Genomic DNA, 24,394 nt, shown 5'->3' on the forward strand with positions numbered 1-24,394 from the left:
ATCACATCATCTTCTCGAGGAGTTGGAGTTTGCTGGGTGGGTTTCCGGGCGGCGAGTCGAACTCGGCGGTGATCTCACCGTCGCGCATCACGATCACGCGGTGGCCGAGGCCGATCGCCTCGTCCAGGGTGTCGGCGAGCACCAGAATCGCCACTCCCCGCTCGGACAGATCGCGGAACAGTGCGTACAGGTCTTCCTTCGCGCCGATGTCGAGCCCGCGGGTGGGGTGGTCGAGCACCAGCACCTTCAGGCCGTCGCCCAGGATCCACTTGGCGACCACGGCCTTCTGCTGGTTGCCGCCCGACAGTCGCGCGATGTCGGCGTCGGGGTCGGCGGGCCGGATGCCGAGTGTGTCGATCCAGGTGCGCGCCGTCTCCTGCACTCGGGCGCCGGAGGAGATGCGGCCGCCGCCCGCCTTCACCGGATGCACCGTCGCGATGTTCTGCGCGACGGTCGCCCCGGCGATCATGCCCTCGACGCGACGCTCGGCGGGAACGTACGCGACACCGGACAGCACGGCGTCCGCCGGTGATCGGGGCGCCGAACGCTGCCCGTCGATCTCGACGGTTCCGGAATCAATGGGGACGGCGCCGAACACGGCGCGGGCCACCTCCTCGCGGCCGGAGTCGACCACCCCCACCACCGACACGATCTCGCCGGCGTGGACGTCGAGCGAGACGCCCGTCGCCTTGCCGCCACACGTGAGGTCGCGGACCGAGAGCGTAGGCGTGCCGGTCCGGGAGACGGCGCGCTTGCGCTCCGACGAGTAGATCTCCTCGGCCGCACCCTTGCCGATCATCAGCTGGTACAGCTCGGATTCGGTTGCCGCCGCGGCGATCCGCTCGCCGACGACCTTGCCGTCGCGCAGCACGTACACGCGGTCGGAGAAGCGGAGGACTTCGTCGAGACGGTGCGAGACGAAGATGACGGAACCACGCTCCTTGAGAGCGGTGACCCGGCGGTGGAGCACCTCGACATCCTCGGGTTCGAGCACCGATGTCGGCTCGTCGAGGATGAGGAGCGGCGGGTGTTCGGACTGCCTGGACGCGACGGCGCGCGCCACCTCCACCATCTGTCGCTGCGCGAAACCGAGCGTTTCGGTGAGCGCACCGGGGTCGACCGTCGACTCCACCACGGACAACATGTCCTGGGCGCGGGCGCGGATCCGGCGCCGGCGGAGGAATCCGGCACGGGCGGTGTCGCCCTCGTGCCCGAGGATCAGGTTCTGGCCGACGGTGAGGTTCGGCAGCAGCGACTGCTCCTGATGCACGACCCCGATCCCGTGGCCGGCGGCGTCGGCCGGGCTCGAAAAGCTCACCTCGCGCCCCCCGAGCACCATCCGGCCGCCGTCCTGGCGGTGCACTCCCGCGAGGATCTTGAGCAGTGTCGACTTGCCGGCGCCGTTCTCGCCGATCAGTCCCACCACCTCGTTCGGAGCGATGGACAGGCTCACGTCGTCGAGGACGGTGTTGGGCCCGAACTTCTTCGTGACGTTGCGGAGTTCCAGGAGAGATGTCATTTCACGACCCTCAATCGACTGCGGGCGGGCCACCCGGTCGCGATCACCGCGACCACGATGATGAGTCCCTGCGCGCCCTGCTGGATGTACGGGCTGGCGCCCGAGAGGAGAAGCCCGTTGCCGAGGACCACGAGGAGCAGCACACCCACCAGGGAGTGCAGGGGCCCACCGCGACCACCGGACAGCAGGGTGCCGCCGACGACCACCGCGGACAGGGTGAGGAACAGGCTTCCCGATCCGACGCTCACGTCGCCGACACCCAGCCGGATGGTGGCCAGCACTCCCCCGAGCGCGGACAGCAGTCCGGCCACCGCGAACAGGATGACCTTGGTGCGCCCGACCGGGACGCCCGCCAGGCGGCTTGTCGACTCGTCGCCGCCGATCGCGTAGGTGTGCATGCCCAGCCGGGTTCCCTTGCACAGCACCACTGTCACGGCCACGGCGGCGAGCGCGAACACCACGACGACGGGAAGTCCGAGCCAGTGGCCACCCGCCCAGGCGGCGAGCGACGGGTCGGCGAGTTGGGGGGTGGCGGTGCCGAAGAGCACGGTGGCGACACCGAGCCCGACGAACCAGGTTCCCAGGGTGACGAGGAAGGACGGCACCCGCGCGACGACGTGCAGCACCCCGTTGGCCACCCCGAAGAGCAGACCGACGCCCAGCGCGATCAGGACCGCGAGGAGTCCGAGGTCGTTGCCGTTGACGCTGTTCGCGGCGAGCAGGACGAACGTCAGCCCGCTGGCCGCCATCACGCCCTCGATCGACAGGTCCACGCCGCCCACCAGGACCACCAGCGTGGCGCCCATCGCGAGGACCACGGGAATGGCGGCCTGCTCCACGATCGCCATCGCGTTGCTCGCCGTCGCGAACCCGGGAGCCAGTGCGGCGAACACGGCGCACAGTCCGAGCAGGGCGGTGAGCGGGCCTGCGGTGGACAGTAACCGTCGCACGCGGGGTCTGGTGGTGCGCGTGGGCGGGCGAGTTTCGGCGGGAGTCGTCACCTCCCCCGTCATTTCGGTCGTCGACATCGTCACTCCTTCGGAAGATTGTGTGGTTCGTGAATGGTGAGGGGTTACCGGGCGACCGGGCCGGTGATGCGGGAGAAGGGATCCTGCACGGACCGCACGATCTCCTCGTCACTCGGCACGGTGCGGAATCGGTCGACGTTGCTCGCGGTGATCAGCGACTGCTCGACGTAGAATTCGCGGTTCTCGCGGGGCAGCGACGCGACGTCGATCTCCCCGGTCATGGCCTGGTAGCAGATGGCGAGGCCCATCGCTCCGTTGAAATAGGGGTCGGTCGTGTAGGTGGAGAGCAGTTCGCCGTCGGCGATGGCGCCCAGCCCTTCCGGGGTGGCGTCCGCGGCGCTGGCGATCTTGATCTCGCCCGCCCGGCCCGCTTCACGCACCGCCTGCAGCGCACCCAGGGCCATGGAATCGGTTGCGGCCCAAATGCCGTTCACCTGGTCGCCGTATTTGTTGAGCAGGGTCTGCGTGGTGGTGTACGCCTTGTTGCGGTCGAAGTCGGCGGGCTGGTCGTCGAGCAGGGTGACGCCGGACTGTCCGTCCATGGCCTGCTGGAGGCCCTGGAACCTGGTCTGGCTGATCTCGTTGGCGAGCAACCCCTGCAGCGCGATCACGCCGCCGGTGCCGCCGAGCGAATCGACGAGCGCCTTCCCGGTGTCGGCGCCCTGCTGGACCCCGTCGTAGGCGACGTAGGACGCCCACCCGTTGCCGACGTCCCAGGGGTGCAGGTCCGAGGGCTTGCTCCACTGGGTGACCGCGCACCCGCCGCTGTTCTGCACGGCACGCACGATCGCCGGGGTGTCGGCGCTCGTGTTCGGATTGATGTTGAGCAGGACGGTCTTTCCCGCGGCGAGCACAGACTGCAACTGCGACAGCGCGTTCTGCGAATCGCCGCCGTAGACGATCACCTTCAGTTCGATCCCCAGCGATTCGGCGTACGCGCGGCTGCCCTGGACCCACGCGGCCTCGTACGGGTTGGTCAGCGACCGGACCTCGGAGACCATCACCATGTCGCCGCGGTCGACGGTGGCGCCTTCCCGCTCGGTCCGTTCCGATCCCGTCGAGCAGGCGACGGCGGAACTCGCCATGACGGAGATGGCCGCGGCAACGCCGACGGCCCGGGCCGCCGCCCTGACCGATCGGTTCGCCGGTGTCATCGTTCGTCCGAGCCGGTGCCCGCGGCACCCTTCAGCACGGCCCGGCTGATGATGAGCCGCTGCATTTCGCTGGTGCCTTCGTAGATCTTCGTGATGCGGGCGTCGCGGTAGAGGCGCTCCACCTCGTACCCGCGGATGAAGCCGTTGCCGCCGAACACCTGCACGGCGGCGTCGGCGTGGCGCACGCATCCCTCGGACGCGTACAGCTTGGCCATCGAGCAGAGTGTCTCGGCGTCCGCCGCGCCGGTGTCGAGGGCCCGCGCCGCCTCGACCGACAGCGCGGTGCCGGCCCGCAGTTCGGTGGCCACGGTGGCGAGGGAGAACGAGATGCCCTGGTTGGCGGAGATCGGCTTGCCGAACTGGCTGCGGTCGAGGGACTGCCGGGTGGCGGCGTCCAGTGCGGCGCGGCTGATGCCGAGGCTCAGTCCCGAGATCCCGAGACGGCCCTTGGCAAGCACCTTCATCATGTAACCGAACGCCTTGCCCTCCTCACCGAGGAGCGCGTCGGACGACAGCCGGACGGAGTCGAACACCAGACCGCCGACCTGGGACGCCCGCTGCCCCATCTTGTGTTCGTGGTAGGCGCGGCTGACGCCGGGCTGGTCGACATCCACCAGGAACACCGAGATGCCACCGCGCTTCCCCAGTTCGGGGTCGGTGACGGCGAGCACGACCGCGAAGTCCGCGACCGGGGCGTTGTGGATGTAGATCTTCTCGCCGCTGAGCACCCAGCCGTCGCCGCTGCGCACCGCCCGCGTGGTGATCGACCCGAGGTCGGAACCGGAACCCGGCTCGGTGAGCGCGTAGGCGCAGCGCTTCTCGGCGGAGAGCATCGGGCGCAGGTACTGCTCCTGCTGCTCGGGGGTGCCGTAGTTGCCGAGCAGGCTGCCGAGGATCTCGACGAGCCCGCACTGGTCGGCCACCGACGCATAACCGTAGGACAGCGACTCCATGACGAACAGGTAGTCGAGGGCGGTGCCGCCGAATCCGCCGAACTTCTCGGGCACGGTGATGCCGAAGAGCCCGATCTTGCCCATCTCGGCGTAGATCTCTTCGGGGAATCGTTCGGTCTCGTCCAGTTCGCCGGCGACCGGCCGGATCCGTTCGTCGACGAACTCCGCGACGAGCTTGCGTTCGTCGGTTCCGAGCACGGACGACGGAATGACACTGTTTCCGGTTGGCATGTGGTTCTCTCCTCAGATGTGTACGGCGACGGGGGCGAACAGCCCCGCGTCCATCAGGCGTGGGTTCTTGATGATCGGACGGAATCCCATGTGCGGAAGAATGTCCCGATCGATGTCGATTCCGGGAGCGACCTCGGTGAGTTCGAGGCCGTCCCGGGTGAGCACGAAGACGGCGCGTTCGGTGACGTACACCGCCTCGCGTCCCTCACGGACGGCGAGAGCGCCGGAGTAGGTGACCTGGTCGACGCGGTCGACGAACTTCGGCACCGACCCTTCCCGCCGGATCACCAGTTCTCCCCCGACGATCTCGATGTCCAGTCCGCGCGCGGTGAAGGTTCCGCAGAACACGGCGCGCGGCGAGTTCTGGGAGATGTCGATGAACCCGCCCGGTCCGACGATGCCGCCGCCGATCTTGCTGACGTTGACGGCGCCGGTGACGTCGACCTCGGCCATGCCCAGGCAGCTGACGTCGAGCAATCCGCCCGAGAACAGGTCGAACTGGGTGGTCGACGAGTGCACGACCTTCGGTCCTCGTGCGGCCCCGAACAGGTCGCCGGAGACGGGGATGCCGTCGATCAGCCCCTGCTCGATGGCGAGGGTGACGTCGTCCAGGCGGTCCTGTTCGGCGAGCGCGTCCACGACCAGCGCGGACACCCCGAAGCCGACGTTCAGGACGTCGCCGTCCCGAACCTCGGCGGCGGCCCGCCGGGCGATCAGCATGCGGATCGGGTCGTGGTCCGTCGCGTCGAAGCCGGCGTTCGCCGCGTCGCCGGACAGTTCCGGGTCGAATTCGCCTGCGTACGTCTGCCATTGGGCTGGCGCGTGGACCACGTCGTCGACCAGGACCGCCGGGATGTGCACGAGCCGTGGATCGATCGGCCGGTCCAGCAGATTCTTCACCTGGACGATGACCCGGCCACCGCAGGCCTTCGCCGCCTGAGCGACGGCCAGCGCGTCGAGCTGCGCGGCCTCCCCCGAGCACGTGACGTTGCCGGACGGGTCGATGGAATCGCCGCGGACGATGGCCACGTCGACGGGAAACGGCTTGTAGCGCAGATACTCACGACCGTCCAGCGCGAGGAGTTCGACGAGGTCCTCGGTGGCGGACGGCGTGAACTTGCCGCCACCGTGCCGCGGGTCGACGAACGTGTCGAGACCGGTGGCGGTGACGAGGCCGGGACGGCGCGCGCCGATCTCCCGCAGCAGCTGACTGATCGCGCCGCCGGGCCATGCGTACGCCTCGATCTCGTCGTTGCGGACGAGTTCGATCATCGTCGGCGACCACGTCCAGTGCCCGCCGATGACCCGCTTGATCATGCCCTTGTGCGCGAGGTGGTTGGTTCCGCGGCGCACCCGGTCACCGATGCCCAGAGCGTGCACGATCGTGAGGTCCCTGGGCGATCCGGTCGCGAGAAAGCACTCCTCCAGCGCCTTCAGCACAGTGTCCGGTTCGAGGATTCCGCCGCCCGAACCGGTGAGGGCGATCGTCGATCCTGGTGCGATGCCGCTCACGGCTCGTGTCGCGGTGGTCGGTGTCCAGCGCCTCGCCGCGGCACCCGGTCCGGGATGTGTCATATCCGCTCCTGTAAATGCTTACATTTGGCCAATCGGTCCATGAACGCCATGTACCTCGGTTATTGACACACTATATTGTGAGCTGAACAACATCAAGAAAGCGGTTACAGAATTTTCCCGAGACTGATCCGGCTATCGGAAGAACACGATTCGCCGACGACTGCCGCGTCGGGCTGCTTCACCGCACCGGCGCAGCACTGTGCGCCGGGGTGACCTGGATGATCGACGGCTCTGTCGCCGACCCCGCCTCTATCGTCCGAGCGAAAACGCCGGGGTCAGCTCGGGACGGGGCCCGTCGACTCGCGAATGACGACGTCCGCGGAGATCAGCGGCGGAGACGTGGTGGTCTCGTTGTTCAGGGCGGCGCGCATCAGCGACCACGCCTGGTCGCCCAGATCGATCTTGGGGCTCACGACCGTGGTCAGGCGCGGCGCCAGGTGGCGTGCCATGTCGATGTCATCGAAACCGGTGACCGAAATGTCCTCGGGGACACGGAGTCCCCGCTCCCGCAGTTTCGAGATGACGCCGAGCGCCGTCAGGTCGTTGAAGCACACGAGGGCGGTCGGCTCGTGCGTGAGCGCTTCCTCCACCACGTCGTAGCCACCCTCGATGGTCCCGTCCGACGGCACCGCCGTCGCCTCGATCCCGAGCACCTTCGCCATTTCGATGGCCCGCCACCGCTCGCGGTTCTGCCAGGCCAGGTCCGAACCCTTGACGTAGACGATCCGGCGGTGGCCGAGCTTCGCGAGGTGCCCGCACAGCTCCATCATCGGGGTGAAGTTGTCGACCGCGACCATGGGGAGATCGACCCCCAGCTCCACCCGGTTGACGAGCAGGACGGGCGTCGACTGCCTGGCGAGTTCCTTCAGCCCGCTCGTCGGAATCCTCGACGAGAGCAGCACGAGACCGTCGACCTGGCCGAGCAGGTCGAGCGCGGTGGCGAGTTCGTCGGCCGCGTCACCGGAGTAGTCGGCGACGAGCATGCGGTATCCGTCGGCGGTGGCGCCGTGGTGCATCTGTTTGACGACGTCGAAGAAGTACGCGTTGGCCAGGTCGGGCAGGATCACGCCCATGTTTCTCAGCGACCCGAGGACGAGTCCGCGGGCGGCGCTGCTGGGCCGGTAGGACAGCTCGTCGGCGACCTTGTGCACCCGGGCCGCGAGGTCCGGGGTCACCGACGAGCTGCCGCTCATGACGCGGGAGACGGTCGCGATCGAGACGCCGGCGGCCTTCGCTACGGTGTTGATCGTGACGCGACGGCTCGCGGGCACTCGGGTCTGATCCGCCATCGTTGCCTCTGCATCTCTCGTCGCCATTGCCTCGTCCACCCAGTGAAGGGTGGAAACGCTTACAGCGTAGCGCGAAGGCGGCCCCGGATCACGCGGACGCTCACTCCCCGTGCAACAACGCGCGCGTTCCGAGCAGTTTCCGCGACGTCAGCAGCACCTTGACGTGCCTGCTGCCGTTCGATTCGAGCTCCTCGACCGCGCGGCCGAACTCGTCCAGCGCGAACGTCGCGGTGTGCAGCGGCGACGCGTCCACCTGCCCCGACTCGAGCAGTTCGGCCGCGTCGACGAAGTCCTGCCGCACATAGTTCCGGCAGGCCACGACGGACAGTTCGCGGGCGTAGAGCGCGCTGTAGTCGAGCGTCAGTTCGTGCCCGGGTTTCGCGGACGCGATCGCCACGTACCGGCCGCCCGGAGCGAGGACCCGCAGCGCCAGCCGAGCGGATTCCTGGGAGCACACCGTGTCGTAGACGAGGTCGACCGATTCCGTCCGGTCTCGGAGCCAGCCCTCGAGCGCGTCGCCCGACTCCGTCGTGAAATCGCTCATCCCGCATGCCAGGGCGGGCCGCTCCCGTTCGGCGTAGCGATCGACGCCGAGCACCCGGACGCCCCGGCTCCGGGCCACCAGCGTGGTCGCGAGACCGATCGCCCCGGTCCCGACGACCAGCGCGGTGTCCCCCGCCGACACGGCGGCGCGGCGGACGACGTGAACGCCGACCGCGAGCGGTTCGACGAGGGCCCCGAAACGGACCAGCACCGCGTCGCTGACGGGCACGCACTGCGTCTCGGGGACGACGAATTCCTCACTGAAACACCCGCGCGGATCGGACAGCCCGAACACCCGGATACTCGGGCAGTTGTTGATCCTGCCGTCGCGGCAGGCGCGGCATCGGCCGCATCCCGTCGTCGGGTAGACCATCACCGGCTGCCCGACCGTGAGACTCGTTCCCGGGCCCACCCGCGACACGCGTCCGGCGCATTCGTGGCCCAGCACCGTGGGGTACGCGGCGACGGCGTTCCGGCCACGCAGATGCGACAGGTCGCCGCCGCAGATCCCGGCCGAGTCGAGAGCGACGAGCACCTCCCCCTCACCGGGTTCCGCGACGTCACCGCGGTCGAGACGATAGGAGTTCGGACCGTCGACCCGAATACTCAAGACTGACATGCACTTTCCCTTTCCTCGGAGACGATTTCCGGTGTCGTGCCGGCAGCGGCGGACCGGTAGGCGGCGTCGATCACCGACTGCACGCGCAACCCGGACCGGGCGTCGGACAGCGGCGCTGCCCCTGCCGCCCAACTGGTGAAGACGTCCTCGTACAACGACCGGAACCACGCCGACATCGACAGCGGGTCGGGTCCGGACGCGTCGACGGTCCCGTCGACGAGGGTGCGGGCACCGTCGCCGATCCGGACGAGCGAATCGCCCACCAGCCGAAGCTGTCCCGCGTCGCCGAAGAGGTGGATCGTCTCGGCCCCGCCCGGCCAGGCCGCCGTGCTCGCCGTCACCGACGCCGCATGTGTGCCCTGGTCGATCAGCAGGTGGATCGTGTCCTCGGCCTCGAGCCGCCCACGGCTGGTCGAGGACGCGGCCACGACACTGCGCGCCGGTCCGGTCAGCGACAGGTAGAGGTCGAGGGTGTGGATGGCCTGGGTGATCAGCGCTCCGCCGCCGTCGCGGTCCCAGGTGCCGCGCCCGGCCTCGGCATAGTAGGAGTCCGGCCGCCACAGCGGGACGGTGACGGTCGCCGAGCGGAGCGTGCCGATCGCGCCGTCGGCGAGCAGTTGCCGTGCGCGGACGGCCGCCTCCTTGTAGCGGTGTTGCAGCGTGACCGCGGCCCGGACACCGGCCCGCTCCGCGACGTCCACGATCGCCTGCGCATCAGGCAGCGAGGCCGCCAACGGTTTGTCGATCACCAGGTCCAGACCGCGTTCGGCCAGCGCCGACGCGACCGCGAGGTGACTCGAGGGCGGCGTGACCACCACCGCCGTGTCGGCGTCCAGGGCCGCTGCCGCGTCGAGACTCGGGAGGATCCGCGCCTCCGGTGCCAGCCGGTGGGCGGCGGCCGCCCTCGTCTCGTCGCGCGTCACCACACCGACCACGTCGGCGCCGACCGCCCGCAGGGCCGTGAGGTGCGCGGCGCTCGCGAGACCGGCGCCGACCACCACGACACGACGGGTCACGATGCCGCCTCGACGTGGGTGCGCGCACCCACGCTCCGGCCGAGAGTCTCGGGGAGCAGGGCGATGCCGATCAGACCCACCACGCTCAGGCCCATGAGGTAGCTCGCGACGAGCCAGGGTGTTCCGCCCGCGACGGCGACGAGGGCCGTGGCGACCAGCGGGATCGTGCCGCCGACCACCGCGGCGGGGATCTCCCGGGAGATCGCGATACCGCTCCAGCGGATCTTGGTGGGGAACAGTTCGGAGAGCAGCGCGCCGCCCGGGCCCGACGTCGTGCCCTGGACGAGGCAGATACCGAGGATCAGCGCCAGCCCGACCATCCACGGCGACCGGGTGTCCAGCATCATGAACATCGGGAACGGGAAGACGATGCCGAAGACCGCGCCGGACAACAGGACCGGCTTGCGGCCGATCCGGTCGGCCAGGCGGCCGAAGCCGAGGATGACGGGGATGGCACAGAACTCGGCGACGATCAATCCGATCAGGGCCTGGGTGGAATCGACCCCCAGGGTCTTGGTCACGAACGACAGCGCGAAGACCTGCATGACGTAGGCCCACGGAATCACGAAGCTGAACAGGGCGAGTCCGCACAGGATCTGCCGCCAGTGGTTGCGGACCGCCTCGACCAGCGGTGCACGGTCGACCTCACCGTGCTGGGCGGCCTCCTCGAACACCGCCGTCTCGTTCACCTTCAGTCGCAGGTAGCCGGCGACGAGAACGATGACGGCACTGGCCAGGAACGGAATACGCCAGCCCCAGGACAGGAAGAGGTCGTCGGGCATCAGCGTGAGCAACGCGAAGATCGCGGTGGCGCCGCCGGTTCCGACGTAGATCGCGGCGCCTGGATACGCACTGGAGAGGGCTCGCCGGGAACTGTCGGTGGATTCGGTGACCATCGTGATCGCCCCGGCGAACTCGGCGCCCGCGCCTGCGCCCTGGAACAGGCGGAGGACGATCAGGAGAATCGGCGCCCAGATGCCGATCGCGTCCGCGGTGGGCAGTGCCCCGATCAGCGTCGTCGAGGCGCCCATCACGAGCAGGGTCATGAGGAGCATCGGCTTGCGGCCGATCCGGTCACCGAAGTGCGCGAAGACCAGCCCACCGATCGGGCGGGCGCCGAGGCCGACGGCGAACGTCCCGAAGGCGGCCATCGTGCCGGCGAGGGATCCCGCCCCGGGGAAGTAGAGGGGCCCGAAGACGAGGGCGGCCGCGAGACCGTAGAGCGTGAAGTCATACCACTCGATCACGGTTCCCGCCGCGCTCGCCTTGATCACCCGGCGGCGTTGCTGTCCCGCCGACCCGTGCGGCACCGCGGTCGACCGCTCGGTGCCGAGTTCGGTCATGCCCATCGAGAACTCCTGACTGTGGAAAGGAACTGCCGGAACCCGACTACTATGACTCACGTCACCGAGTTTGTAAACGCTTTCTCAGCTCCGGCGGCGCAATTCCCGTTCACACAGTTCACAGCAATATGACCGATGTTTCCCGGCTACATGCGGGTAGATACCGCTTTCATTTCCGGTCGCGGGCCGGAACCGGCCTCGCGTTCAGGTGGGAGGCGTCGACCTTCTCCGGCGCGAGGTAGCACTCGGAGTCACCGCCGACAGATTCCGGAGGTCCGCGGCGGCGCGCGGGCCGATCGAATGGAACCTGGCGGTCCGAAACGGTTAGATGGGACCTGAGGTTCCGGACAGTGCAGCGTCGTACGTCGGAGTGAACGGAGACACAGATGCCAGGCCCAGTCGCGAGATTGGCACCCCAAGCAGTCCTCACTCCGCCCAGCCCTGCCGCCCTGTTCCTGGTGCTCCTCGCCGGCCCCTCCGACGAAGACCGCGCGACGGTGTGCGACGTGATCTCCGGCATCGACGGACCGCTCAAGGCCGTGGGATTCCGCGAACTCGCCGGCTCCCTGTCCTGCGTGGTCGGTGTCGGCGCGGAGTTCTGGGACCGCGTGAGCGCGTCGTCGAAGCCTGCCCACCTGCACCCGTTCGTCACACTGTCCGGACCGGCCCACAGCGCGCCCTCCACACCCGGTGACGTGCTGTTCCACATCAAAGCCTCGCGCAAGGACCTGTGCTTCGAACTGGGCCGCCAGATCGTCTCCGCGCTGGGGTCCGCCGCCACCGTCGTCGACGAGGTGCACGGCTTCCGCTACTTCGATTCCCGCGATCTCCTCGGATTCGTCGACGGCACCGAGAATCCCACCGAAGACGACGCATCCGACGCTGCGCTGATCGGCGACGAGGACCCCGACTTCCGGGGCGGCAGTTACGTGATCGTGCAGAAGTACCTGCACGACATGGGTGGGTGGAGCACGCTGAGCACCGAGGAACAGGAACGGGTCATCGGGCGCACCAAGCTCGACAACATCGAACTCGACGACGACGTCCAGCCGAGCAATTCGCACGTCACCCTCAACAGCATCGTCGACGAAGACGGCGTCGAGCACGAGATCCTGCGGGACAACATGGCATTCGGCAGCCTCGGCGAGGCCGAGTACGGGACCTACTTCATCGGGTACGCGAAGGACCCCGCCGTCACCGAGTTGATGCTGCGAAGAATGTTTCTCGGTGAGCCGCCCGGAAACTACGACCGCATCCTCGACTTCTCGACGGCGGCCACCGGCACGTTGTTCTTCGTGCCGAGCCGGGACGTGCTCGAATCGCTCGGCGACGCACCGGCCGTCGCGGAGTCGGCGCCCGAAGACCCGGTCGAGCCCGCCGCGGCCGACCCGTACGACCTGTCCCTGAAAATCGGTGGTCTCAAAGGAGTATCGCAATGAGTGATTCGAGCAATCTGCACCGCAACCTGGCACCCGTCACCGAGGCGGCCTGGCAGCAGATCGGCGAAGAGGCCACCCGCACGTTCAAGCGCCACGTCGCGGGCCGGCGCGTGGTCGACGTCGCGGGACCGTTCGGATACTCCTATTCGGCCCACAACCTCGGCCGGGTCAACCCGATCAACACTTCCGACAGCAGGATCCGCGCCCAGCAGCGGCAGGTCGACCCGCTCGTCGAACTCCGGTTCCCGTTCACCCTGAGCCGCGCCGAGGTCGACGACGTCGCCCGCGGTTCCCTCGACTCCGACTGGCAGCCCGTCAAGGACGCCGCGAAGGCGGTCGCGTTCGCGGAAGACCAGTCGATCTTCCAGGGATTCGACGAGGCGGGCATCCGCGGACTCGGACCGTCCAGCGACAACCCGGTTCTCAGCCTGCCGGAGGATCCGCTGCTGATCCCCGACGCCGTCGCCTCCGCGCTGTCGGCGCTGCGACTCGCCGGAGTCGAGGGACCGTACTCGGTGGTGCTCGACGCCGACGCGTACACCGCGGTCAGCGAGACCCGCGACGAGGGACATCCGGTGTTCCACCACCTGCGCGACCTGGTCACCGGGGACATCATCTGGGCACCCGCGATCAGCGGTGGATACGTGCTGTCCACGCGTGGTGGCGACAACCAGCTGACCCTCGGCACGGACCTGTCGATCGGCTACGACAGCCACACCGCCGACGAAGTCACGCTCTACCTCGAGGAGACGTTCACGTTCGCCTCGCTCACCGCGGAGGCGGCAGTCGTCCTCGCACGCTGACGCACACTGGGGGCCGTCAGCCACCGAACAGCAGGTACAGCCCACCGAACGTGTAGGTGACCATGGTGAGCAGCAGTGCCAGCTGCCCGGTCAGCTGATGGCCCCGCGGCAGAAGCCTCATGGATTTGTCGTGCGCCGCAATCACTCCCAGCACGTGCCCGGCGAGGACGAACAGCACCTTGATCGACGCCGAGGCGGCGGGGTGCTCGGACAGCACGTACCAGACCTCGGCGTCGCCGAGTCCCAGCAGGTTCCAGCCCCGCCCCATCGGGTCGGCCAGCAGGATCACCGTCGCCTGCCCCTTCTCCACCAGATACGTCAGATAGTGCGCGAAGACGTAGCCGATGACGATCGGGATCAGCGAATGCGACAGCTGCCCCGGGAGAGCGGCGCGCTGCTCGGGCCGCAGTCCCCCGGTGGCCCGCGAGGCCACCCAGAACGACACCCCGACGAAGCCGACGAAGACCAGGAGCCCGGCCGTGCGCACGAGGGTGGCGCCGATCGGGGAACCGATCCCGTCCACCAGACGCGACCACCAGAGGAACGCGGAGAAACTGTCGAAGGCAGTGGACCCCAGCAGGGTTGCCATCAATGCGACCGAGCCGGCCCGGACGGGCATCGACCCCAGGTGGTCCAGCGGGTTGCGCAGCACGATCCGTCCGCTCGGCCGGTCCCGGCTCAGCGGAGACAGCCGCGACGCCAGCGTGCTGTACACCTCGAACGGATCGCCCCGCTCGCACCAGCGCTCGCCGCACAGAAACGCCCCGGCCGTCGTGACCACGACGTACACGAGCAGCCACGTGCGCACCGCGGCCACGGAACCCGGGTCGCCGGAGGCGAGTTCGAGCCAGACGAAGGCGAACAGTCCCGCGACCGCGGGCCGGTAACCCCACGAGTTGCGGTACCGCGCATCATTTTCCGCCGGTGAGCGGCCGATCGCCGCGCACACCGACCGGTGCACGGTGCGGACCGGGGACAGCACCCGCCAGACCGGCCCGAACGCCAGCGACGCCGCGACCAGCCCCACCCAGAGCAGCACGTAGAACACGCCCGGCAGTGCGTTCTCCGACGACGCCGACGGTCCGAAGAAGGCGGCGAGGGCCACCCACACCGCGAACACCACACCGGCCGCGGCCAGCACGTTCCGCGTGACCGGCGCGTCGGCGAACCGGGTCACCCAGCGGGGCAGCTCGCGCCCCGGGTTGTCCGGATCCAGCTTCGGGGTGCGCCACGCGAACGCCAGCACAACGAAGGAGACGGTGAGCGCCCAACTCGCCCCGACCAGCGCATACGTGAACGGGATGGGAAGGTCGGCGGATCCGCCGAGCCCGTGCGCGAGAACAGCGGTCATGGACGCACGAGCAGGGTGGCCACCGTCTTACCCGTGTCGTGCAATTCCATCGCCACCTGACCCGGAACATCAACGGAGAACTGGGTTTCCTGCGTTCCGGGGTGAATCTCGAACGAGTGCTCCGGAACGGCGTGCACGTGCAACTCGTCGTCGGCGTCGCTGTCGATCCGCACCGTGATGTTCTCCCCCACCGTGGCCTCGATACGTTCGTTGCCCGGTGTGACCGTGCCGTTCTCGATCACGACGTCGATCACGACGCCGTCCTCCGTGGCCGGTGTGTCGTCGTCGCCTCCGCAGCCCGACACCAGGGCGACGACGACAGCGGGTATCACCACAATTCCGGCCCACCGCCTGATCACCTAGTTCTCCTCTTCGTTCTCGCTCGGTGCGTGCTTCGCGTTCTCGGCATTCTCGGCGGCTTCCGCCTTGCGGTCCCGGACCGCCAGGTAGATGACCAGTCCGGCCACCAGGAACGCCGGGACGAACGCCGGAATCGCCAGCAGCACCGAATGATCGGCGAGGTAGACGACGTCCGGATCGTGCACCGGGTTCATGTCACCGTCACGTCCTCGCGGGTGCCGGTGGCCGCCTGCCCCTGCGTGTACTTGCTGATCCGGCCCGCTCCCCACGCCAGCGCGGTGATCAGCGCCAGGGTGCACACGAGCACCACCAGCGATGCTGCGCCGAACAGCCAGGACGGGTGGTCGAAGTTCCGCTCCCGCTGCAGGATGGTGATCTCCGGGACGAAGTCGCGGGTCGAGGACGCGACTGCGGGCAGTTCCTCCGCGCCGATGCCCGGGTCGCTGGGCAGGTAGATCGGGACGGCCGTCATCGTGCGCCCGTCCTGCACGCGCAGCAACGTCTTCCATGTTCCGTGAACCGGGACCGGCTCGTGCGTCCGGTAGGTGCCGGGACCGGTGCGTTCGAGCCGGTCGACCGTGAAACCGTTGCCCAGTCCGGGGCCGCCCTGCCAGGACAGGATGGACACCCACGCCGGATCGTCGCTCGCGAGATCGGGTGGGTCGATGCGCACCTCCGCGTCGACCATGCGGCCGCCGTCCGGGGTGGCCTCCGTGAGAGCGATCGCCGCGGTGGCGTTGTCCGGGACCGTGGCGACGAGGCCGTTGGCCGTGGCGCCGGCGATCACCACGACGGTGGCGACGACGATGGTGCGGCTGATCGCCGGGCGCGGAAGCCCCTCGGATCGGAGCACCCGCCCGAGCAGGGCGCCGCAGGCTCCGGCCGCGATGGCGACGGGCACGGCCATGGCCAGGGCCTCCGGCCACATGCTGGTGGGCCAGGGGTAGATGTACACGGCGTCGATCCACAGCGACTCGAGCCACAGCCCGACCGTCGCGACGAGCAGTCCGCCGATGGCACCGAACGCCACCCGATTCTTGATCAGCGGTGTCAGCGCGAGCAATTCGATCACCACCGCGGCGCCGAGGCACAGTTCGAACACGTTGGTGGGGGCACCGAGAACCGGTCCGACGATCAGCGCCGTGATGGCGCGCACGACGCCTGCCACCGCCACGGCCACGATCGCCGCGAACGGTCCGAGAACGATGCGCGCCGCCACCAGGGTGAAGGCGGCCGCTCCGGCGATCATCATCGGTTGCAGGACGAGCCGGAACTGCTCGACGCCGAAGTCGTATTCGATCTGGAAGACGGACAGGCCGATGAGCAGGCCGCCGAACGTGCCGCACCGCAGGAACCAGATGAGCCTGCTGTCCGGCTTGACCTCCCCGGGGGTCGCCATCCGGCCCTCGTAGTCCAGGAGCAGGACGCCGATCAGCGACAGTCCCGCACCGCCGATCAGCATCAGGTGCGTCGGTCCCCACAGCGTGACGTCCTGACCGAAGATCCGGTGCCAGACGTCGTCGAGCGGGAACCCTATGAGGGCATACAGACCCGCTCCGGCCACGAGGACGCCGCCGACCGGGACGTACCAGGTGCGGGTGATCTTGATCGCCGCCGGACCGGGTTTCTCGTCGCGCGGCAGGATCATCGCCAGCATTCCGGTGATGAACAGCAGGAACAGCCCGACGAGGATGAAGTAGTGCGCGGGGTTCGCGAGCGGCCCGTCGTCGCGGCCCCGCCCGATGTGCAGGCTGACGTCCCAGATGAAACCGAAGAACGCCGTCAGGATGGTCCCGACGAACGTCACCAGGGGCAGGGCCACCCACGGGGGCCGGTCGAGTGCGCGCGACGCCGCGTCGGCGGTCGTCTGCAGCCACGTGATCTTGCGTGTGCGATGCAGGTACGCGATCCACAGCAGACCCACGGTGATGATCGCCGTCGCCACCGTGATTCCGATGATCTGGTCGAATGCCGCACCGCCACCCTCTCCGCCCGACTGGGCGAGAATGAGTGAACTCGGAGTAACAGTAACTTGGCTCACGGGGTGATTATGTGCGCCTCGTGCCGAAAATGCCAGACCCTCGACCCGGAAACCCGCGGACCGTATGCAAATCTATTCAGATCTGCGATCGAACGTAGATACGGCTAGATTCCCCTAGCGATGCCTCGACCAGCGACAACTGCCACCGGCCGCACGCGCAGCCGAGGTAGGTGACCACGCCCGTGCTCGTTCGATGCCGGGATACTTCCTGCCAGTCGTGTTCGTGATGTTCGCTCATGCACCCAGCGTGATGTAATGGCATTGTGCATCTCAACCCTTACGGGGAGTATGCGGTCACGCTCGCCGCCGACCTCGCGAATCACCCGCCCGCCTCGACCGGCGAACTCGTCGGCCGATGCGTCGACGCCGGCATCGTCGTCGACTTCCCCGTCACCGACGCCGACCTCGCCGACGTGCTCGCCATGCTCGATCGGTGGTCGGCGATCGCCGACGCCACGAGCGACGAAACCCGGGCCGAACAGGTCAACCTCCTGCTCACGAAGGCGTCCGCCTACCCGCGGCTGACCAACCACGCCGGCGACGGCTGGCACCTCCACTACCGCGACGACCAGCAGTCCCTCGCCGGCGTCCTCGAGGCACTGTTCTCCGTCGGCACCGCGCTGCACCTCGTCGGCCGCGGCATGCATCGTCTCGGCCGCTGCGCGCTCGAGGAGTGCACCGCCATCTACGCCGACACCTCGCGCAACGGCCGTCAACGGTACTGCTCACCCAAGTGCGCGAACCGGGACGCCGTACGACGTCACCGGGCGCGCTGACTCGTGTGCGAAATCCTCCCCGTGTACTCCCGCTTCTCGACTACCGACTCGAGGACAGGAACGCCGTCGACCCCGACAGATCGCCGGGACGGTGGGTGCGGGACTGCACCACCCCGCGGCGTTCGAGGATCGGCCGCACCCCTTCGCCGAAGTTGAAGGCCTCTTCGAGGTGCGGGTAGCCGGAGAGGACGAAGTGGTCGAGTCCGAGCGCCGCGTACTCGGCGATGCGGTCGGCGACCTCCTCGTGGGAGCCGACCAGCGCGGTGCCCGCGCCGCCGCGGACCAGGCCGACCCCGGACCACAGGTTCGGGGCCACCTCGAGGGCGCGTGCGCCGGCGTCCTTCGAGTAGGCGCTCCCACCGCTGCGCAAATAGGCGGCACCGCCGCCGTGCAGTTCGCGCATGCGCCGCTGGCCCTCGGAACCCGAGCGGGCCAGGCTCTGCTGCGCCTGCTCGACGGTTGCCGGGTCGAGAGCGGACAGCAGGCGGTCGGCCTCGGCCCACGCCTCCTCGGACGTGTCGCGGCTGATCACGTGCAGCCGGATGCCGTAGTCGAGGGTGCGGCCCTGGACGTCGGCGAGGTCGCGGATCCAGGCGATCTTCCCGGCGACGGCACTCGGCGGCTCGCCCCAGGTGAGGTAGGTGTCGGCGAACTGGGACGCGACGGTGCCCGCCGCCGGCGACGACCCGCCGAAGAAGATCGGCGGCACCGGGTCGGGGATGCGCTGCAACTGGGCGTTCTCCACCCGGATGTACTCGCCCGCGTAGTCGACCGGTCCGGTTCCCTCCCACAGCTTTCGGATGACGTCGAGGAACTCGCCGCAGCGGGCGTAGCGCTGGTTCTTGTCGAGGTAGTCCCCGTAGGTGCGCTGCTCGTGGTCCTCACCGCCGGTGACGACGTTGAGCAACAGCCGCCCCTGCGACTGCCACTGGAACGTCGCCGCCATCTGCGCTGCCAGGGTGGGGCTGAGCAGTCCGGGGCGCAGCGCGACCAGGAACTTCAGCGTCTCGGTGGTCTCCAGCATCATGGCCGTGGTGAGCCAGGCGTCCTCGCACCACGCACCGGTGGGCGTCAGGACCGATTCGAAACCGTTCGACTCCGCCGCTGCGCCGATCTGATTGAGGTATCGCAGCGTCGCGGGACGGTCTCCTGCCATGGAACTCCCGTGACCACCCGCCATCAGGTTGCGGGAATCACCGTAGGTGGGAAGGAACCAGTGGAAATGCAGAGACACGCGCGATCCTCTTGTCGACGACAGATGGGCAGCGCAGGCCAGTTCATCAACGACGGAGCCGGGCCGCGAGGGTTTCGATCACCGTGATTCAGAGTAGTGCTCGACCGCAGCCGGCAAGGTTACGGTCGCCGCGCTATGACTACGCTGTCCGACGCCCCGTACACATCCTCGAACGAATCCGACCTCGAACGGCGCAAGCGGCTCCGCACCGTCGTCGCCGCCAGCCTGCTGGGGACGACTGTCGAATGGTACGACTTCTTCCTCTACGCGACGGCCGCCAGCCTGGTCTTCAACCAGCTGTTCTTCCCCGATCAGAGTTCGTTCGTCGGCACCATGCTGGCGTTCGCCACGTTCGCGGTCGGTTTCGTGGTCCGGCCGATCGGCGGAGTCGTCTTCGGCCACATCGGCGACCGCATCGGACGGAAGAAGACGCTCGCACTCACCATGTTCATCATGGGCGTCGCCACCGCCCTGATGGGTGTGCTGCCGACGGCCGCACAGGTCGGGGTGATCGCGCCGATCCTGCTGCTCCTGCTGCGCATCCTGCAGGGATTCGCACTGGGCGGCGAATGGGCGGGCGCCGTGCTCCTCGCCGTCGAACACAGCCCCGCGAAGAAGCGCGGCATCTTCGGCAGCATCCCCCAGATCGGCCTGGCGCTGGGCCTGGCCCTGGGCACCGGCGTCTTCGCCGCACTGCAGGTGATCTTCGACGACGGCCAGTTCCTCACCTACGGATGGCGAATTGCCTTCCTGCTGAGCCTGATCCTCGTCTTCGTCGGATTCGTGGTCCGCCTGAAGGTCGAGGAGACTCCCGCGTTCCAGGAGGTTCACGACCTCTCGAAGCGCTCCTCCGCTCCGCTGAAGGATGTGTTCCGCGGCCGGGTGCGCCGGGGCACCGTCCTCGGCCTGCTCTCGCGTTGGGGCGAGGGCGCCGCGTTCAACACCTGGGGCGTCTTCGCGATCACCTACGCCACCAAGAACCTGGAATTCGCCAAGATTCCCGTCCTCCTCGTCGTCACCGTCGCCGCGACGGTCATGGCGGTGCTCCTGCCCTTCTCCGGCCTGCTGGTCGACCGGTACGGGGCCAAACGGATCTACCTCATCGGGATCGGGGCCTACGGACTCGCGGTCTTCCCCGCGTTCGCCCTGTTCGGGACGGAGAACCTCGTCCTGTTCGGCGTCGCGATGGTGCTGGTGTTCGGCGTCATCCATGCCCTCTTCTACGGCGCGCAGGGCACGCTGTACGCGAGCCTTTACCCCACCGAGATCCGCTACACCGGACTGTCCGTCGTGTATCAGTTCTCCGGGATCTACGCGTCGGGCGTCACGCCGATGATCCTCACCGCCCTCATCGCGGTCGGGGGCGGAACCCCCTGGCTGGCCTGCGGCTACCTCGCCGCCACCTCGGTCGTCAGCGTCGTGGCGACCGCCCTGATCCGAAAGCAGGACCTCTACCTCTGAGACCGCCCAACTTTCCGAACGGGCTCTGACGGCCATGTTCGATACACCAGTGTATCCGATACGCTAGTGTATCGACGGTTGCTGTCGACCCGATCGGAGGAGAGGCCATGCCGACGTCACCGGCGCACTCCTCCGAGCCTGCCACCAGCACACCCCGGAAGGTGACGAAACGGCGCGGCCAGACTCGGCGGCGACTGCTCGACGCCGCCGTCGAGGTGTTCGCCGAAAACGGGTTCGGACGGTCGACGGTCGAGCAGATCTGCGAACGCGGCGGCTATACCCGCGGCGCCTTCTACTCCAACTTCGCGTCGCTGGACGAGATGTTCTTCGCCATGTGGGAACAGCGCTCCAGCGCGATGCTCGCGCAGATCCGGCTGGCCGCCGACTCGTCGAGCATCGACCTCTCCGGGCTCACGCCTGCCGAAAAACTGCGCGCCGGCACCGAACTGGTGCTCGGCGTCGTCCCCGTCGACGACCAGTGGTACCGGATCAACGCGGAATTCACCGCCCACGCCCTGCGCAACCCGTCGCTGAAGAAGGCACTCGCAGCCCGCGAAGACACGATTCTCGACACCATCGTGCCCATCCTCGAGAAAGCTCTGCACAGACTCGGGCGCCGCATCGCCGGCGATCCCCGGGTGCTCGGCCGCGCGCTCGTGGCGCTGCACGACGGCACCAGCGTCCAGTGCCTGATCGAGGACGAGAACGCCGCCGCCCGGGAACTGCGCCTCGAACTGTTCACCCGAGTCGTAACCGCCTACACCGAACCCGACACCACCCACACCCACACACACCGGAAAGAGGGGTCCTCGTGACCGAACAGGCTGATGTGATCGTCGTCGGCGCCGGACTGGCCGGACTCGTCGCCACCTACGAGATGGTCAAGTCCGGCCGGAAAGTCCTCGTCGTCGACCAGGAGAGTTCGGCGAACCTCGGCGGCCAGGCCTTCTGGTCGCTCGGCGGCCTGTTCCTCGTCGACAGCCCCGAACAGCGGCGCCTCGGCATCAAGGACTCGTACGAACTGGCGATCCAGGACTGGATGGGCACCGCCGCCTTCGACCGCGAGCGCGAAGACCAGTGGCCGCGGCTGTGGGCGCAGGCGTACGTCGAATTCGCGGCCGGCGAGAAGCGGCAGTACCTCCACGACCTCGGACTGCGCCTGATGCCGAACGTCGGGTGGGCCGAACGCGGACGCGGATCCGCTCTCGGGCAGGGCAATTCCGTTCCGCGTTTCCACATCACCTGGGGTACCGGCCCGGGTGTCGTCGAGGTCTTCCTCACCCGCGTCGTCGCCGCGTCGAAGCGGGGACTCGTCACGTTCAAGCACCGTCACCAGGTCGACGAGATCGTCGTCACCGACGGCGCCGCCACCGGTGTGCGCGGCACCGTCCTCGAACCGTCCACCGAGGCACGCGGTGTGAAGAGTTCGCGAACCGCGGTCGGGGAGTTCGAATTCTCCGCGCAGGCCGTGGTCGTCACGTCCGGCGGCATCGGCGGGAACCCCGAACTGGTCAAGAAGAATTGGCCCGCACGACTCGGCAAGGCCCCCGAGAACATGCTCGCCGGTGTCCCCGCGCACGTCGACGGCCGCATGCTCGAGATCACCGAGAACGCCGGCGGCAACATCGTCAACCGCGACCGCATGTGGCACTACACCGAGGGCATCCAGAACTGGGACCCGATCTGGCCCAACCACGGCATCCGCATCATCCCCGGCCCGTCGTCGATGTGGTTCGACGGCAACGGCAACCGCCTGCCCAGCCCCAACTTCCCCGGTTTCGACACCATGGGCACCCTCGAGCACATCATGAACAGCGGCCACCACCACACCTGGTTCGTCCTCGACCAGAAGATCATCGAGAAGGAATTCGCGCTGTCGGGGTCCGAGCAGAACCCCGACATCACCGGCCGCGATTTCAAACTCCTCGCCGAACGACTCAAGAAGGGCGCCCCCGGCCCCGTCGAGGCGTTCAAGCAGCACGGCGCCGACTTCGTCGTCCGCGACAACCTCCGCGACCTCGTCGACGGCATGAACGCCCTCACCCCCGACGCACCGCTGAAGTACGAGGACCTCGAACGCGAAATCGTGGCCCGCGACCGGGAGGTGAAGAACTCCTACACCAAGGACTTCCAGGTCATGGCGATCCGCAACGCCCGGAACCTGCTGGCCGACAAGATCACCCGCGTCGTGAGCCCGCACGAGTTGCTCGACCCCAAGAACGGTCCCCTCATCGCGGTCCGGCTGCACCTGCTCACCCGCAAGACCCTCGGCGGCCTCGAGACCAACCTCGACTCGCAGGTGATCCGGCCCGACGGCACCCCGTTCGAGGGTCTCTACGCCGCTGGTGAGGTCGCCGGATTCGGTGGTGGCGGCGTCCACGGGTACAGCGCACTCGAGGGCACCTTCCTCGGTGGCTGCATCTTCTCCGGCCGGGCCGCAGGTCGCGCGCTGGCCCGCCGGCTGTAGGCTGCTCCGCCGCCCGTGCGTGCGTAACGAGTCCCTGAACTCCTTAACCACTCACGGGCGCAAGCCTCTCGGACGCCTCCAGTTCGCGGACCAGCGGCAGGACGTTGGCCCCGAAGTATTCGATCTCCTCCTGGAAGTGCAGGAAACCGCCCAGGATGAGGTCGACTCCGCGACGGCGGTATTCGACGATGCGCTCGGCGACCTGCTCCGGCGTGCCGATCAGCTGTGTGCGGAAGCCGTCGTTGTACTGGACGAGATCCTCGAACGTGGAGTCGGCCCACATTCCCGACTTGTCGGCGGTGGACGCGCCCGCCTGCTGGACGGCGGACCGGAAGCCCTCGACCGCCGGTTTGTTGGCCTTCTCGATGATTTCGCGGAGGGTGTCGCGGGCTTCCTTCTCGGTGTCGCGGGCGATGATGAACCCGTTGAGCCCGAACTTCACTTCCCGGTCGTGTTCGCGCGCCACCCGTCGTACGTCGTCGATCTGTTCGGTGATGCCGTCGTAGTCCTTGCCGTTGCTGAAGTACCAGTCGGAGTACCGGCCCGCGTTCTGTCTCGCGGCGGCGGAGTTTCCGCCCTGGAACAGTTCGGGGTTCGGGCGGTCGGGCGTGTTCAGCGGTTTCGGCTTCAGGGTGAAGTCGTGGATGCGGTAGAAGTCGCCGCGGAAGTCGACGTCGTCCTCGGTCCAGATCTTGCGGAGCACCTGCAGGAACTCGGCGCTGCGCCGGTACCGCTCGTCGTGCTCGAGCCACGGCTCCCCGAGGTGGGTGAACTCGTCCTTGAACCAGCCGCTCACGACGTTGACGGCGAACCGGCCGTTCGACAGGTGGTCGGCGGTGGCTCCCAATTTCGCCAGCACGGCGGGCTGCCACAGACCGGGGTGGACTGCGGCGATCACCTTCAGTCGCTCGGTGGCGAGCAGGAGCGCGAGGCTGAAGCTCGTCGACTCGTGCTGGAATTCGGCCCCGTAGCTGGCCTCGTACCGGACCTGGCTGAGCGCGTACTCGAACCCGTTGTTCTCGGCGGTCTGGGCGAGTTTCTTGTTGTACTCGTAGTCCCAGCTGGTGCGCTGTTCGATGTCGGACGTGACCAGCCCGCCACTGACGTTGGGCACCCAGTAGGCGAACTTGATCTGCTCAGCGATGTGTTCGGTTGACATACCCAGCATGGAACCCGCCGGCCCGGCAGACGC

General features: G+C 68.2%; 21 protein-coding genes. 6 read left to right on the forward strand and 15 right to left on the reverse strand.

Going from position 1 to position 24,394, the window contains the following annotated elements; translation table 11 throughout:
• Position 1: 1 nt before the first annotated feature.
• From JWS14_RS12575 to JWS14_RS12615, 9 genes are all read right to left on the reverse strand, one after another.
• Positions 2 to 1,519 (reverse strand): sugar ABC transporter ATP-binding protein, encoded by a 1,518-nt coding sequence (locus JWS14_RS12575; protein WP_072946325.1) that lies wholly within the window; start codon positions 1,517 to 1,519, stop codon positions 2 to 4.
• Positions 1,516 to 2,547 (reverse strand): ABC transporter permease, encoded by a 1,032-nt coding sequence (locus tag JWS14_RS12580; protein ID WP_206013368.1) that lies wholly within the window; start codon positions 2,545 to 2,547, stop codon positions 1,516 to 1,518. Before JWS14_RS12580 ends, JWS14_RS12575 begins: the two co-directional genes overlap by 4 nt.
• A 44-nt stretch (positions 2,548 to 2,591) precedes the next feature.
• The gene (locus JWS14_RS12585) at positions 2,592 to 3,632 is read right to left on the reverse strand and encodes a sugar ABC transporter substrate-binding protein (RefSeq protein ID WP_206015992.1); all 1,041 of its coding nucleotides are present in this window, start codon (positions 3,630 to 3,632) and stop codon (positions 2,592 to 2,594) included.
• 65 nt (positions 3,633 to 3,697) lie between these two features.
• Positions 3,698 to 4,885 carry an acyl-CoA dehydrogenase family protein gene (locus tag JWS14_RS12590; protein WP_072946326.1) on the reverse strand — a complete coding sequence of 396 codons (1,188 nt, stop codon included), beginning with the start codon at positions 4,883 to 4,885 and terminating at the stop codon, positions 3,698 to 3,700.
• Between the two features lie 12 nt (positions 4,886 to 4,897).
• A complete protein-coding gene (locus tag JWS14_RS12595; RefSeq protein ID WP_095862360.1) occupies positions 4,898 to 6,460 on the reverse strand; it encodes a CoA-transferase in 1,563 nt (520 codons plus the stop codon).
• 275 nt (positions 6,461 to 6,735) lie between these two features.
• Entirely contained in the window at positions 6,736 to 7,749 is a 1,014-nt protein-coding gene (locus tag JWS14_RS12600) for a LacI family DNA-binding transcriptional regulator (RefSeq protein ID WP_072946328.1), read from the reverse strand.
• 100 nt (positions 7,750 to 7,849) lie between these two features.
• Entirely contained in the window at positions 7,850 to 8,902 is a 1,053-nt protein-coding gene (locus JWS14_RS12605; protein ID WP_206015994.1) for an alcohol dehydrogenase catalytic domain-containing protein, read from the reverse strand.
• Entirely contained in the window at positions 8,899 to 9,927 is a 1,029-nt protein-coding gene (locus JWS14_RS12610) for a Gfo/Idh/MocA family protein (protein ID WP_072946330.1), read from the reverse strand. The genes JWS14_RS12605 and JWS14_RS12610 overlap by 4 nt, the downstream gene beginning before the upstream one ends.
• Positions 9,924 to 11,276, reverse strand: coding sequence for an MFS transporter (locus JWS14_RS12615; protein ID WP_072946331.1), 1,353 nt, complete (start codon positions 11,274 to 11,276; stop codon positions 9,924 to 9,926). The genes JWS14_RS12610 and JWS14_RS12615 overlap by 4 nt, the downstream gene beginning before the upstream one ends.
• A gap of 380 nt (positions 11,277 to 11,656) precedes the next feature.
• Between JWS14_RS12615 and JWS14_RS12620 the strand changes: the two genes are divergently transcribed.
• Both JWS14_RS12620 and JWS14_RS12625 read left to right on the forward strand, forming a co-directional pair.
• A complete protein-coding gene (locus JWS14_RS12620; protein WP_072946332.1) occupies positions 11,657 to 12,709 on the forward strand; it encodes a Dyp-type peroxidase in 1,053 nt (350 codons plus the stop codon).
• Positions 12,706 to 13,512, forward strand: coding sequence for a family 1 encapsulin nanocompartment shell protein (locus JWS14_RS12625; RefSeq protein WP_206013371.1), 807 nt, complete (start codon positions 12,706 to 12,708; stop codon positions 13,510 to 13,512). The genes JWS14_RS12620 and JWS14_RS12625 overlap by 4 nt, the downstream gene beginning before the upstream one ends.
• A 16-nt stretch (positions 13,513 to 13,528) precedes the next feature.
• Here JWS14_RS12625 and JWS14_RS12630 read toward each other — a convergent pair whose 3' ends face one another.
• Genes JWS14_RS12630 through JWS14_RS12645 form a run of 4 tightly spaced genes read right to left on the reverse strand, consistent with a single transcriptional unit; the run spans position 13,529 to position 17,264 of the window.
• Positions 13,529 to 14,863 carry a hypothetical protein gene (locus JWS14_RS12630; RefSeq protein WP_206013373.1) on the reverse strand — a complete coding sequence of 445 codons (1,335 nt, stop codon included), beginning with the start codon at positions 14,861 to 14,863 and terminating at the stop codon, positions 13,529 to 13,531.
• Positions 14,860 to 15,222 carry a hypothetical protein gene (locus tag JWS14_RS12635; protein WP_206013375.1) on the reverse strand — a complete coding sequence of 121 codons (363 nt, stop codon included), beginning with the start codon at positions 15,220 to 15,222 and terminating at the stop codon, positions 14,860 to 14,862. The genes JWS14_RS12630 and JWS14_RS12635 overlap by 4 nt, the downstream gene beginning before the upstream one ends.
• Positions 15,223 to 15,417 carry a hypothetical protein gene (locus JWS14_RS12640; protein WP_206013376.1) on the reverse strand — a complete coding sequence of 65 codons (195 nt, stop codon included), beginning with the start codon at positions 15,415 to 15,417 and terminating at the stop codon, positions 15,223 to 15,225.
• Positions 15,414 to 17,264: a hypothetical protein gene (locus JWS14_RS12645; RefSeq protein WP_206013378.1), complete on the reverse strand. Its 1,851-nt coding sequence runs from the start codon at positions 17,262 to 17,264 to the stop codon at positions 15,414 to 15,416. The genes JWS14_RS12640 and JWS14_RS12645 overlap by 4 nt, the downstream gene beginning before the upstream one ends.
• A gap of 263 nt (positions 17,265 to 17,527) precedes the next feature.
• Here JWS14_RS12645 and JWS14_RS12650 point away from each other — a divergent pair, with 263 nt between their 5' ends.
• A complete protein-coding gene (locus JWS14_RS12650; RefSeq protein ID WP_095862355.1) occupies positions 17,528 to 18,040 on the forward strand; it encodes a CGNR zinc finger domain-containing protein in 513 nt (170 codons plus the stop codon).
• 40 nt (positions 18,041 to 18,080) lie between these two features.
• Here the strand turns inward: JWS14_RS12650 and JWS14_RS12655 are convergent, their stop codons facing one another.
• Positions 18,081 to 19,274, reverse strand: coding sequence for an LLM class flavin-dependent oxidoreductase (locus JWS14_RS12655; protein WP_206013380.1), 1,194 nt, complete (start codon positions 19,272 to 19,274; stop codon positions 18,081 to 18,083).
• Between the two features lie 135 nt (positions 19,275 to 19,409).
• Here JWS14_RS12655 and JWS14_RS12660 point away from each other — a divergent pair, with 135 nt between their 5' ends.
• From JWS14_RS12660 to JWS14_RS12670, 3 genes are all read left to right on the forward strand, one after another.
• On the forward strand, positions 19,410 to 20,735 hold the full coding sequence (locus JWS14_RS12660) for an MFS transporter (RefSeq protein ID WP_072946340.1): 1,326 nt from the start codon (positions 19,410 to 19,412) through the stop codon (positions 20,733 to 20,735).
• Positions 20,736 to 20,842: 107 nt separating this feature from the next.
• Positions 20,843 to 21,550: a TetR/AcrR family transcriptional regulator gene (locus JWS14_RS12665; RefSeq protein WP_095862353.1), complete on the forward strand. Its 708-nt coding sequence runs from the start codon at positions 20,843 to 20,845 to the stop codon at positions 21,548 to 21,550.
• The gene (locus JWS14_RS12670; protein WP_206013381.1) at positions 21,547 to 23,202 is read left to right on the forward strand and encodes an FAD-binding dehydrogenase; all 1,656 of its coding nucleotides are present in this window, start codon (positions 21,547 to 21,549) and stop codon (positions 23,200 to 23,202) included. Before JWS14_RS12665 ends, JWS14_RS12670 begins: the two co-directional genes overlap by 4 nt.
• 43 nt (positions 23,203 to 23,245) lie before the next feature.
• Here the strand turns inward: JWS14_RS12670 and sfnG are convergent, their stop codons facing one another.
• On the reverse strand, positions 23,246 to 24,361 hold the full coding sequence (gene sfnG / locus JWS14_RS12675) for a dimethylsulfone monooxygenase SfnG (protein ID WP_072946416.1): 1,116 nt from the start codon (positions 24,359 to 24,361) through the stop codon (positions 23,246 to 23,248).
• Positions 24,362 to 24,394 lie beyond the last annotated feature (33 nt).

This window comes from Rhodococcus koreensis (assembly GCF_017068375.1).
Taxonomy (GTDB): Bacteria; Actinomycetota; Actinomycetes; order Mycobacteriales; family Mycobacteriaceae; genus Rhodococcus_F; species Rhodococcus_F koreensis.